Consider the following 12,808-nt stretch of genomic DNA (forward strand, 5'->3'; position numbering starts at 1 on the left):
CGTTGGATGTATTTAACCCATCAAGATGATGTAGCTGATCATCAGAAATTTCATGATCATTTTGGATGCGATCGAGATTAATCGTAAAAATAGTATGTCAGATCATCAAGGTCATATTTTAATTGTTGATGATACGCCTGATAACTTGAGGTTATTGTCAAAAACATTAGGTGAACAGGGCTATGAAGTTCAATGTGCCATTAATGGAAAGTTAGCATTAATGGCAGTAAAGCATGAGCCACCTGATTTAATTTTATTAGATATTAAAATGCCCGAAATGGATGGGTATGAAGTTTGTCAGAAGTTAAAAAGTCAGGAAGAAACGGGTGGGATTCCGGTGATTTTTTTAAGTGCTTTAGACGATGTTTTTGATAAGGTTAAAGCTTTTAATGTTGGGGGTGTTGACTATATTACAAAACCCTTTCAGGTTGAAGAAGTTTTTGCCCGAGTTGAAAATCAATTAATGATTCGCCGTTTACAAAAGCAATTACAAGATAAAAATTTAAAATTAGAACAATTAAATCAAGAATTACAGCGTTCTAATCGGGAATTAGAAGAATTTGCCTATGTTGTTTCTCACGATTTACAACAACCTCTACAAACAATAACTGGGTTTGCAGAACTATTATTAGCCTTAAAATCTGAAATTAATTTAGAACAAGAAGCGGATGAGTATGTTGCCCCGATTTTAGATGAGGGGATTAGAATGCAAGAACTGATCAAGGATTTGCTAGAATATAGTCGAGTCGGCACGAAAAAACGGGACTTTAAAGCTATCGATTGTCAGGATATTTTAAGACAATCTTTAGCTCATTTGCATAGTGCGATTGAGGATAGTCGTGCTATCATTACTTCTGAGACGCTACCTGTGGTAATAGCTGATCGGATTCAACTCGGCCAATTATTTCAAAATTTAATTGGCAATGGGATTAAATATCAACGCCCTAATGTTCAGCCTAAAATTGTAATTTCAGTGGAAGAAAAGCCCGAAGAATGGCTCTTTAAGGTTGAAGATAATGGCATCGGGATTAAACCTGAAAATTTTGATCGTGTTTTTCAAGTCTTTCAGCGTCTTCATACGAATCAAGAATATCCGGGGACTGGGGTAGGGTTAGCAATTTGTAAAAAAATTATTGACCGCCATCGGGGAAAAATTTGGATAGAATCACACTGGGGAATTGGCACTACGTTTTATTTTACAATACCAAAAGTAGATCAGGGGTAATTATGAAAAATCTGTACAGACGTGCTATGGCACGTCTCTACTCAGAAGGACAAGAAATTCAACCTCGTCAGCCTCTTGAAATCGCACTTCAAGAAAGTCAATCTCATTGGAAAGATTTATTCCATTTATCTCCGATTGGAATGGTAGAAATTTCCTTAGAGGGGCGTTTTTTGGAGGTTAATGCTTCCTTTTGTAAGTTTGTAGGTTATTCTCAAGCGGAGTTAATGGAATTTCAATTAAATGAAATTACTCACCCTGATGATCGACAGATGAGTTGGCAATTGTTTTGTCAATTAATTAATCAAGAAATTTCTCAATTTCAATTAGAAAAACGCTATCGTCACAAAGATGGAAATTGGGTTTATGCCATTGTTAATGGTTATTTACGCTTAGATGCTCAGGGAAAACCTCGGTCTGTGATGGGGCAAATTCAGGATATTACAGAACGAAAACTAGCCGAAGAAGATATTAAACAACGGGAAGAATATTTACGGTTAATTTTAAATAATATTCCCCAGCAGGTGTTTTGGAAAGATACAAATTTAGTCTTTAGAGGCTGTAATAAAAATTGGGCGGAAGCAGCGCAGTTAGAAAGTCAAGAATATGTCATCGGAAAAACGGATTATGATTTATTTCCTGACCCCAAGATTGGAGAGTTTTTTCGCGCACAAGATCGGCGAGTCATGGCATCCAAACAAGCGGAAATGCACTTAATTGCACCGAAACAAAAACCGGCTGCTGATGGTCGGACATTATGGTTAGATATTAGTCGGATTCCGATGCAGGATTCTCAGGGAAATGTGATCGGAATTTTAGGAGTGATTGAAGATATTACGGAACGAAAAGAAATTGATGAAAAGCTAAGATTAACGCAGTTTTCAATTGAGAAATCTAGGGATTATTTCTTGTTTACCGATTGTAACGCTCAATTTTTTGATGTGAATGAAGCGGCTTGTAAAACCTTGGGATATTCCAGGGAAGAATTACTCCAAATGAAGGTTAAAGATATTGATGAGCAAGCACCGGATAACGCATGGCCAATTCCTTGGGAGGATTTAAAACAGCAAGGTTCTTTTACCTTTGAATCCGTGCATAGAAGCAAATCGGGTCAAGATATTAGTGTGGAAATTACATTAAGTTATTTAGAATATAATAAAAAAGAATATGGCTGTGCAATTGTTCGGGATATTTGCGATCGCAAACAAGCAGAAATTGCCTTACAACAAGCTAAAGAGGTAGCAGAATTAGCGAACCATGCGAAGAGTGAATTTTTAGCACGGATGAGTCATGAATTACGAACCCCAATGAATGCTATTCTGGGATTTACGCAACTCATAGAACGAGATTTAGAGCGCAATCCTAAAGTTTTGTTGGCGAATCACAAAGAGCATTTAGACATTATTAGTCGCAGTGGTGAACATCTTTTAAATTTAATTAATGATGTTTTAGAAATGTCTAAAATTGAAGCGGGGCGCATTGTATTAAATCCAACCAAGTTTGATTTAACTTGCCTTTTGGATTCTATTAATGATATGTTAGCCTTTAAAGCTGAATCGAAAGGCTTGGATTTTAATGTGAGTGCCAATCCGAGTCTTCCCCAATATATTGAAACGGATGAAAGTAAACTCAGACAAGTCTTAATTAATCTGTTGGGAAATTCGATCAAATTTACCGAAAAAGGGTCGATTACTTTAAGGGTAAACCCTCTAAACAGTAAATTATCTTCCAACCAAATTTTAATCAATTTTGAAGTTGAAGATACTGGTGCTGGAATTTCAGTAGAAGAGTTAGCTTTATTATTTCAACCTTTTGTGCAAACTGAAACAGGTCGAAAATCTCAACAGGGAACTGGACTGGGTTTACCCATTAGCCAACAGTTTGTGCAGTTAATGGGAGGAGACATAACTGTTACCAGTGAAGTCGGAAAAGGGACAATATTTCAATTTTATATTCAAGCAAATTTAGCCAATTTTTCGGAAATTCGCTGTCAAGAATTAACCCAGCGAGTGATGGGTTTAGCACCAAATCAACCCGATTATCGGATTTTAGTGGTTGATGATAATTGGACAAATCGACAGTTAGTGATTAAGGTTTTAAACCCTTTAGGATTTCAATTAAAAGAAGCCGAAAATGGTCAAGAAGCAATTACCCTTTGGGAAAGTTGGCAACCCCATTTAATATTTATGGATATGCGAATGCCTGTGATGAATGGGTATGAAGCAACGCAATGGATTAAACAGCATTTACAGGGTCAAGCAACGGTAATTATTGCGTTAACAGCAAGTGCTTTGCAACAAGATCAATTAGTGGTTTTATCAGCAGGATGTGATGATTTTATTCGGAAACCTTTTCGTGTTGAAGTCTTGTTTGAAAAAATTGCTCAACACTTAGGGGTGAATTTTATTTATGAAAAAGATGAAATAGATTTAGAACCCTCAGCAATGTCAGCTTTTCCCGTAAAATTAAACCATATTGCAGAATTAACAGCAGAAGTGGTAGCGTTGTTACCAGAACCTATTGTTCAAGAGTTATATCGAGGTTCCCTGAAACTTAATTCTAAGTTAGTGACTGAAGCCATTAAAAAAATCCCCGTTTCTCAGCAACCGATTGGTCAATTATTAACACAGTTAGTCAATGATTTTCGATATGATATTATTATCAATTTAACAGAAGCGATCGCTGAAAAAAATTAAGGTTCAATTTTAAATTTCCAAACCAAAATTTGATTCTCATCCCCACAACAAATAAATTGTTGATTATCAGGACTAAAAATAATCGGGGGATATCCTGCGAAACAATGAGATAAGATTCCTAGCTGGTGTGGTTGACTCATATCCCATAAATAAATTCTGCCATCGTCGCTGCTACTGGCTAACCATTTGCCATCAGGACTCATCGCCAAGGATGAAACAATTTTTGAATGTTCGGTTAAGGTTTTAATTAATTCTCCGGTGTTTAAATCCCAGAATTTGATGGTATGGTCGGCACTTCCACTGATTAATAAGGGTTGAGTTGGACTTAAGAAAAGGCTGGAAACTTGATCTAAATGTCCGGTTAAGGTTTTTAAGCTTTTTAATTGGCAAACTTGCCAAATTTTAATCGTTCCATCAACACTAGAACTGGCAAATAAATAATTTCTTAACGAGTGATAATTGACATTCGATGAAGATTGATTGATAATAGAAATATTAATAAATTGAATCGCTAAAACGGCTTCTAAATGTTCACAATAGCGGTAAAGTAATTCCCCGTTTCTTTGATTCCAAAGTTTAATACTATGGTCTTCACTGCCACTGGCAATAATAGAACCATCAGGACTATAGGCAACGGTATAAACCGCACCGCAACGATGGCTATAGGGAGAACCGGAATGGCTAAAAAATCGGTCGGCGATCGCTCTTTTATCTAAATTCCAAGAAATCAAGGTTCGATCTAAACTTCCACTCACTAATTTACGGCCGTTGGGACTAATAGCTAAGGAAGAAATAGCGGCTTCATGACCGATTAATCGATGTAAGAATTGCCCTGTTTTTAAATTCCAAATCCTTAAGGTTTTATCCTGACTTCCACTAATTAAAAGATATCCATTGGGGCCAATAGCTAAGGCTTGAACAGGAGCTTGATGACCGGATAAAATATTAGTACATTCTAGGTTAAGGCGAGAGGAAATGGATATAAAAGGAAATTCAATTTGAGGTTTTGGAAGGGATTGTAATTGAGATAAGGGAGGGTTTAACGTTGCAATTAAGCTAGACTTAACAGCAGAATAAAAAGCCGAATTGTATTGTTTTAATAGAGAATGAGTTGCGGAAAAGGGTAGCGAATCCGGCTTAAAAAAGAGTTGATTTTCAGAAAAAGAATGAGAAGAAATAGCTTGTAATTCAGTCGCTACGATAATATTTAAAGAGGAGGGAGGTGGAATCGTTGTAATGGGTTTTAGGGTGTTCGGTTCTAAATCCTGTAATACTTCTTCAACGGTTTGATAGCGTTCTTTGACTAAATCTTTGAGTAATTTATCTAAGATTTGATTGAGTTTAGGATTTAAGGTTTGATTAAGGCTTGCTAAATGCGATCGCCAAATTAATTCTCCACTGAACGGATCAAATAATTGATTCGGAGGAATTTGGGTGAGTAAATGAATACAAGTCATCCCCAAACTATATAAATCACTAGCTGGATAAGCCTTTCCACCGCGCATTTGTTCCAAGGGTGCGTAACCCACAGTTCCAGTTAAAGTTCCTGTGTGAGGTTGTAATAAATTCAGGCTATATTTAGCAATTCCAAAGTCTACTAAAACTAATTTTTGATCACTTTGACGACGAATAATATTATCGGGTTTAATATCTCGATGAATAATATGATGTTGATGAATAAATTTTAAAATCGGTAAAATATCTTGTAAAAGTTGAATAATTTTATCTTCACTAAAAAAGCCAGTTTCGTTTAATTCGTGCAATAAATTTTTGCCTTCAATCCATTCTTCAATTAAATAGAGGTGATCTTCTTGTTCAAAATAAGCATATAAGCTCGGAATTTGAGGATGAATTCCTAATTCTTGGAGGCGTAATGCTTCTTGATTAAACAGTTCAATTGCTTTTTGAACCCAGGAAATTTTATGAGATTGAGGTGAAAATTGTTTAATAATGCAGGGGGTATTAAACCGATCTAAATCAACGGCTAAAAATGTACGACTCATCCCTCCTTCCCCTAGTTCCTGTACAGCACGATAACGTTCTTTTAAGAGTAACGTCGTCCCACAGGCTTGACAGAGGTTAATTCCTGATGGATTTTGGGGTTTTCGACAATAGGGATTTAGACAATAACTCATCGGATTTGGCATACCAGAATATTAGGTTTAGGATTTGGGGTTGATGCCTCAAGTTCCGAAAGCTGATCGTTTGAACTCACTATATTAGAGTAGTCGATGAATGAAAAATTTAGCTTAATCTTAAGGATGATTTAGCTTTTTAAGCTTGAGTTTAAGTGGTTGTAATCCTTGAAAGCAAACTAATGTAAATCCGATTCCCAAATCCCAATATAAATTCGATCAAATTGATCTCGTTCAATAATCCCTTCGAGGGAATCAATAACAAATAAATAAGACTGCCTTTGGCGATTATGAACACTTTTTAATCCTGCTTCTATGGAAGAATTTAAGCGACAACCCGACATACTATTGAGGGTAATTAAAATGGTTTGTAAATCAACTTGTTGAGAAAAAGCAGCTTCCGTTTGTCGCAATTTTCCCGATTTTTGATCAAATAAAAAACCCACACTAACTCGGTTAGGAATTAAATGATAAAAAATAGCTTGGGTATTGGGCCAATAGCCAATTTCTGTTCCAGTCGGAGTTCCAAACATCTGAAAAACTTGACTTTTATCAACGCCGGGTCGAAACCCTGGAATTCCTTCACCTGTAGGAACTTGATTACATTGGTCAAGATCGATTTTAGAATCGTGGGGAGAGGTAATTTTTGGAACAACCGGAATAGAAAAATCGGGAATAATAGTAGCTGCAATGAGTTGACTTTCTTCCGAAGGAAAACAAAGGATAGGGGGAGCATAATTTTCAGAAGAGAGAAGAATAGGTAATAAACCTGTTAAAAACAATTTTAAAATAATAGTTAGCCTCCTTTAGTTAGTTTGTGGACTTAATTTTATTAAAATTATACAAACTTAAGCTTTAGTTTAAAACCTTCATTTGCTTAGAATCAGTAATGACAATTTTATCAATTTTGTTGGGTTGCTTTTTGGGAATAACTCCTGTAATACTCAAGGTTTTATTTTGTAGATTTAACCCACTTCCCGCATTAGGAATTTGATTCAAAATCCCAGGGCTAAGGAAAACATAATAAATCTTTTTATCTTTTCCTTGTAATGTTAATCGAGTCATTTGATTTTCTACTCGGCTTAAACCATTGACAGTTCCTATAATTTCAGGAAAGGGTGTTGTTAAAGGACTTTGAATTTTAGTTGTTGTTTGAGAACAGAAAAAGTTAACAGGGTTTTGAGTAAAATCTGCACATTGTAAGACTTCTTCTGCTTTCTGACTAATTTGGATAAAGTAGGAAAAATCAGGTTCTTGATCTATACCATAATTAGCTATTTTCTGAATCTTTGCAGGTGCATTAACTAAAGCTTGGGTAATAGCTTTTTGATCATTATCTGACAATTTAGGAGACAGATATACGCCTGATCCTGGAATATTTCTACTCCTCTGAATAATCCTAAAACTCGGATCATTTTTAACCGCTTCATAAGCAGCAGCACCTACATCCGCTTTTCCACTTTTGACTAATTCTTGAATCATTTCTCCTCGATATCCCATTGTGACCTGGAGAGATTTGCCAAATAAATCATAAGTCGGCATATAAAAACTAGAGGCGGAATTAAAATCTCCTAAAGCAATAACGGTGGTATTTTGAAAATCAGAAATAGACTGAATTGGACTATTCTTTCTTACAAATAATGCTGATTGATAATAGGGAGGAGATTGGGGAAACATTCGCCCTACCCAACGATATCCGTTATCTTTAGCTGCAACAGAAATCATGGGAGAAAGGGTAAAGGCAATATCCCATTTTTGACGTGCTAGTTTGTTTTTCGCCTCTTGGTAAGATTCTTGTAAGTTGCCATCAATTGTAATCTTAACCTGATCACCCAACTGTTGTTTTAAATATTCAACTAATGGAGTATAATTTCCTGGTTTTCCTAAAACTCCAATCGTCAGGAAATTTGCCTCTAAACGATTCATCAAGTTTTTGTTTCCCGAAAAAACTAAGGGGATTAAACCCGTTTTCGGATTAAAAAACAGATAAACCATGATGCCAAATAAAGATAAACTTAAGATGGCACTGAGGATTAAAATAACGGTTGGGTGAGTTTTATTGTTGTGAGAACCCATATTGGTTATTGCTGGGAGGATTGTTTTTCAATCACCGCTTGACGGAATCCCAAAACCACTAAAATATTCGCCAAGGTTAAAAAAACTTCCGCACCGCCATGTAACCAATCAATATTAGCTAAGGCTTCCCCATAAACTACCTTGGCATAAATTCCCGCCGGAATTGTAACCGCAACAAACACTAAAGTTCCATAAAATCCAATTAATGCTAAACGAGGCATTTGACCCGAACGAGTTAAAAACCACAAAAACCCTAGATAGGGAAATAAAGAAACAGCAAATAAGGTGTCTTTTGATAACATCATTAATCCCAGGTTAGAAAAATGTAAATAGGGTAATCCGCTTTAGTTTTTAACAGAATTGGCATCGCGCCAAATCCACCACGCCGCCGCACAGAGGGTGGTATTTCCCACAACGGTCATGGTCGCTTGTAGGGTGACTAACCATTCTAAAGAAGCAGGATTATCAAAATAATGCCAGGTACAGGCACACATGGCACTGACTAAAGACGGTAACATGGCGAAGGAAAGAACCCACCAAGCTCGATTTTGAGTGATTTCTCCATAAATCCAGATAAACCAAATCGCGGCGATCCATTCAATTACACTCGAAATATGAATGATCCAAGTCGGAATCGATAAAGCGTGCATAATTTCACAAGAGATAACAGAAAAGTTCAGTCAGATTTTATTCCGATATTTATGTTAATTTAATTGGCGTGCAATCTGATATAAAGTTAGATGTCGGGTTAGAGTCGGGAATCGGCCAGCGAAAGGGGAAACCATGCAACGGGTGATTTGTTGTGGATATTATGGAAAAGGCAATGGCGGGGATGAAGCCTTGTTAGCGTCGTTGTTACAAATGTTACCATCTACGGTTGAACCTATTGTCCTGTCTGGAAATCCCGCCCAAACCCAAGCTTATTATCAGGTAGAAGTGTGCGATCGCATGAATGCCTTTCAAGTCCTGAAGGCTCTACGTCGTGCAGATGGGTTGATTTGGGGCGGAGGTAGCCTCATGCAAGATGTCACCAGCACCATGAGTCCTTTTTATTATGGGGGATTGATGGGATTGGCGCAACAGATGGGACTCAAAACGATCGCCTGGGCTCAGGGTATTGGCCCCTTGAACCGTTCTGTTTCCCAGTGGTTGGCAAAAAAAACCTTTTCCGGCTGTAATGTCGTTAGCGTGCGGGATACGGGTTCTGCAACGTTATTATCAAACTGGAATATTCCCTTTACCTTAGCCCCTGACCCCGTTTGGGCTTTGGATGCTCAACCTGTAGCCCGGTTGTGGGATTTACCCGCCCCCAGAGTGGCGTTGACGTTGCGACCCCATCCCCAACTCACGCCAGAACGGTTATCATTAATAATTCGGGCGTTAGTATCGTTTCAAAAAGCAACTCAAACGTTTATTTTATTAATTCCATTTCAACCGATTCAAGATTTAGCGATCGCCCAAGTTTTGCATCAAGCCCTTCCCCACAATAGTCAGGTTTTAATCTTAGAAGATCCACGACAATTAAAAGGAGTTTTTCGCGGGGTTGAGTTTGTCATTGGGATGCGATTTCATAGTTTAATTATGGCAGCAACCCAAGAATGTAAATGTTTTGCCTTGAGTTATGACCCCAAAGTGAGTCGATTAATGGAAGAATTAGAATTACCCGGATGGGAAATTGATCAACTTCCCGACGATCCGAATCTCATCAGTAAAACTTGGATTGATTGTTATGCCAATGATGAACCTTTATCGAAGGGAAAAATTGAATTTTTCGTAGATCGAGCAACCGTCCATCAAGAATTATTGTACTCCCAGTTCAATTAAACCCTACTGTTTATTTTTTGTCATTAATTTATGGTTCGCGTCCGAGTTCGTCAGCACGTTAATCCTCTCAGTCAAAAATATCAAACCCCTGTTATTCCTCCCGAATGGTCAAAGATTTATACCAATTTGCAGCAACCACTTCATTTAGATATTGGTTGCGGGAGAGGTTTATTTTTATGGGAATTAGCTCAATTAGAACCCCAGTGGAACTTTTTAGGATTAGAAATTCGAGAACCCTTAGTTAAGGAAGCCAATCATTGGCGAGATCAACAAGAATTAACGAATTTACATTATTTATTTTGTAATGCTAATACTTCAATTCAACCTATTTTAGAATCCTTACCTCAAGGCATTTTAAAACGGGTGAGTATTCAATTCCCTGATCCTTGGTTTAAAAAATATCATCAAAAACGGCGAGTGGTTCAACCGGAATTAGTAGACAATTTAGCTCGTTATTTAGCAGAAGGAGGAGAAGTTTTTGTTCAGTCAGATGTTAAGGAAGTAGCGATAGAAATGTGCAATCGCTTTTCGGGAAATTCAGCATTTCATCGTACCCAAAATGATTGGTTAGCTGAAAATCCGCTTCCAGTTCCCACAGAACGAGAACGGTCTACTTTAGAAAAAGGTGAACTTGTTTATCGAGCATTATTTATAAAGTAGGGAATTGGGAATTACGAATTACGAATTACGAATTACGAATTACGAATAGGAAATAAATCCTTCTCAAAACTGAGAGGAGAAACATTCAGACAATTTGCTTTTAGCCTGAACGCTTCTCCTCTAATGTTTGACCGTAACCCTGAAATTCTATAAAAGTGAGGATTCCTATGATTTAGGGAAAGGCCAAAATTTAAAATTTACAAAAGAAACAGAAATTGTTTTTAAATTTTGAAAAGTTTTTATTTGAAAAAAATTAAGCACCAATTGCTTCTTCAACACCGGGTAAACGTTGGGCGGAATAACCCACACCACGCACGGTTAAAATATATTCAGGATTGCGTTGATCTTCTTCAATTTTTGCCCGTAAACGAGCAACATGAACATCTACAACCCGCATATCCGCAATGCGTCGAGGCGTATATCCCCATAATTCTTTGAGAATTTCTGAGCGAGAAACAGCTTGTCCAGATCGCTTAACCAACAATTCCAACAAATTGAATTCAATATAGGTTAATGGAACCACTTTCTCGCCTTTATAAACTCGCCGTTTGACCGTATCAATTCGCACCGCTTCGATTTGAATGACTTCTGGACTCAGGCTATGAGATAAATGGGTATCTTTAAAGCGTCGTAAAATTGCATGAATTCGAGCTTCTAATTCTTTAGGAGAAAAGGGTTTTGTTAAATAATCATCAGCCCCTAATTCTAAACCCGTAATCCGATCAGCCACGTCCCCTAAAGCGGTTAACATAATAATCGGAACATCAGATTTAGTGCGAAGTTCTTGACACACCCCATAACCATTGAGTTTAGGCATCATTACATCCAAAACTAACAGGTCAGGACTTTCCCGTTCAAACATTTCCAGCGCTTCTAAACCATCGGCGGCGACTACCACATTGTAGCCAACCATCGAAAGACGAGTTTTTAAGATGCGCCGAATCGCGGATTCATCATCAGCAACCAGGATTTTTTCACCATTGCGTTTTTCATCAAGTTGGGGTTGTACACTCATATCTGCTTTTTTGATGGATGGATCAGCTATCGATTTAGCAATACCAAAGCAAATCATATCCATGTGCAGGTTCCCAGGACTGCTTCAACCCACAAATCCCGATAACTGACACAGCGATATGATGGAACAGAAACTCACTCGCTTTTGGGGTGGGTAATTCAGTCGAATGCTTAAGATTGCTGTCTATTATGATAACATACGTTTTCAATTTGTTATCAAACTTAACAATTTCTGGGATTAAAGTCACATTCAGTTACACAACTTAATATTTTTTAAACAAAAAAAGGTGCTGAGGGATACTTTAACAATTAATATAGGGGAAATGATAAGCTTTAACAAGAGGCTTATAGAATCAAATTCGTTAATAAAATTGATTGTCCAAAGGTAGTTTAGTAAAAACAATGCCGAATCCATTTCTAGGAGTCAGGATTCCTTCTGAACTGCATGAAGCACTTATGGCAAGAGTAGAAACAACCGGACAATCTAAGTCGGATATTGTTATTCAGGCTTTAAGTGCTTACCTGGGAATAGCCACGCAGCACCAAAAGCTTGAAAATCTGGAGACACGACTGTCTACATTAGAACTGAAGTTAGAACAACTGACTCATCGAATTGAGAACTAAGAAGTTAGGGAAAACGGGAAACGGGAATTAAATTTTAAATAACACTTTTAAACCTGACAATTTATGGCTAAATTTAAGTTACGCCGATCTCAAAATGTTTCGGGGAATTTTTACGTTGATGAGACTTGTATTGATTGTGATACTTGTCGCTGGATGGCTCCCGAAGTGTTTAAACGTGAAAATGAACAATCAGCCGTTTATCACCAACCAGCCACTCAAATAGAACAAGAACACGCTTTACAAGCGTTATTATCTTGTCCAACCGCTTCTATTGGCAGTGTTGAAAAGCCTTCAGAAATCGTAAAGATTCAACAAATGTTTCCGCTTCTAATAGAAGACAATGTTTATCATTGTGGATATCATGCTAAAGCCTCTTTTGCAGCAACCAGTTATTTTATTCAATATCCCCAGGGTAATATTTTAGTTGATTCTCCTCGATTTACCCCGGCTTTAGTCAAACGATTAGAAGAATTAGGGGGAATACGTTGGATGTATTTAACCCATCAAGATGATGTAGCTGATCATCAGAAATTTCATGATCATTTTGGATGCGATCG

Annotated in this window: 12 protein-coding genes; 6 read left to right on the plus strand and 6 right to left on the minus strand. The window is 37.3% G+C overall.

Annotation, left to right across the window (positions count from 1 at the left end; translation table 11 throughout):
- Window positions 1-52 precede the first annotated feature (52 nt).
- Window positions 53-1,225, plus strand: a complete 1,173-nt coding sequence (locus PL9214_RS03130) for a response regulator (protein WP_245824159.1) — start codon at window positions 53-55, stop codon at window positions 1,223-1,225.
- Window positions 1,226-1,227: 2 nt separating this feature from the next.
- The gene (locus PL9214_RS03135) at window positions 1,228-3,918 is read left to right on the plus strand and encodes a PAS domain S-box protein (protein ID WP_245824160.1); all 2,691 of its coding nucleotides are present in this window, start codon (window positions 1,228-1,230) and stop codon (window positions 3,916-3,918) included.
- Here PL9214_RS03135 and PL9214_RS03140 read toward each other — a convergent pair.
- From PL9214_RS03140 to PL9214_RS03160, 5 genes are all read right to left on the minus strand, one after another.
- Entirely contained in the window at window positions 3,915-6,053 is a 2,139-nt protein-coding gene (locus tag PL9214_RS03140; protein ID WP_072717405.1) for a serine/threonine-protein kinase, read from the minus strand. The genes PL9214_RS03135 and PL9214_RS03140 overlap by 4 nt on opposite strands.
- 179 nt (window positions 6,054-6,232) lie before the next feature.
- Complete coding sequence (locus PL9214_RS03145) at window positions 6,233-6,835, minus strand: hypothetical protein (protein ID WP_245824161.1); 603 nt, start codon at window positions 6,833-6,835, stop codon at window positions 6,233-6,235.
- Window positions 6,836-6,908: 73 nt separating this feature from the next.
- Window positions 6,909-8,129, minus strand: a complete 1,221-nt coding sequence (locus PL9214_RS03150) for a phosphate/phosphite/phosphonate ABC transporter substrate-binding protein (RefSeq protein WP_072717399.1) — start codon at window positions 8,127-8,129, stop codon at window positions 6,909-6,911.
- A 5-nt stretch (window positions 8,130-8,134) separates the two neighbouring features.
- On the minus strand, window positions 8,135-8,431 hold the full coding sequence (locus PL9214_RS03155) for a DUF3593 domain-containing protein (RefSeq protein WP_072717400.1): 297 nt from the start codon (window positions 8,429-8,431) through the stop codon (window positions 8,135-8,137).
- A gap of 42 nt (window positions 8,432-8,473) precedes the next feature.
- The gene (locus tag PL9214_RS03160; protein WP_072717401.1) at window positions 8,474-8,779 is read right to left on the minus strand and encodes a DUF2499 domain-containing protein; all 306 of its coding nucleotides are present in this window, start codon (window positions 8,777-8,779) and stop codon (window positions 8,474-8,476) included.
- Between the two features lie 133 nt (window positions 8,780-8,912).
- Here PL9214_RS03160 and csaB point away from each other — a divergent pair, with 133 nt between their 5' ends.
- Together csaB and trmB are read left to right on the plus strand one after the other, a co-directional pair.
- Window positions 8,913-9,953, plus strand: a complete 1,041-nt coding sequence (csaB, locus tag PL9214_RS03165; RefSeq protein WP_072717402.1) for a polysaccharide pyruvyl transferase CsaB — start codon at window positions 8,913-8,915, stop codon at window positions 9,951-9,953.
- Window positions 9,954-9,983: 30 nt separating this feature from the next.
- Window positions 9,984-10,613: a tRNA (guanosine(46)-N7)-methyltransferase TrmB gene (trmB, locus tag PL9214_RS03170; protein WP_072717403.1), complete on the plus strand. Its 630-nt coding sequence runs from the start codon at window positions 9,984-9,986 to the stop codon at window positions 10,611-10,613.
- 253 nt (window positions 10,614-10,866) lie between these two features.
- Here trmB and rpaB read toward each other — a convergent pair whose 3' ends face one another.
- Complete coding sequence (gene rpaB / locus PL9214_RS03175) at window positions 10,867-11,628, minus strand: response regulator transcription factor RpaB (RefSeq protein WP_072717407.1); 762 nt, start codon at window positions 11,626-11,628, stop codon at window positions 10,867-10,869.
- A 401-nt stretch (window positions 11,629-12,029) separates the two neighbouring features.
- Here rpaB and PL9214_RS03180 point away from each other — a divergent pair, with 401 nt between their 5' ends.
- Together PL9214_RS03180 and PL9214_RS03185 are read left to right on the plus strand one after the other, a co-directional pair.
- Window positions 12,030-12,251: a ribbon-helix-helix domain-containing protein gene (locus PL9214_RS03180; protein WP_072717404.1), complete on the plus strand. Its 222-nt coding sequence runs from the start codon at window positions 12,030-12,032 to the stop codon at window positions 12,249-12,251.
- Between the two features lie 63 nt (window positions 12,252-12,314).
- On the plus strand, window positions 12,315-12,808 hold a 494-nt coding region (locus PL9214_RS03185), incomplete at its 3' end, for a 4Fe-4S domain-containing protein (protein ID WP_186440289.1).

The sequence above is a fragment of the Planktothrix tepida PCC 9214 genome (genome assembly GCF_900009145.1).
In the GTDB taxonomy this organism is placed as follows: Bacteria; Cyanobacteriota; Cyanobacteriia; order Cyanobacteriales; family Microcoleaceae; genus Planktothrix; species Planktothrix tepida.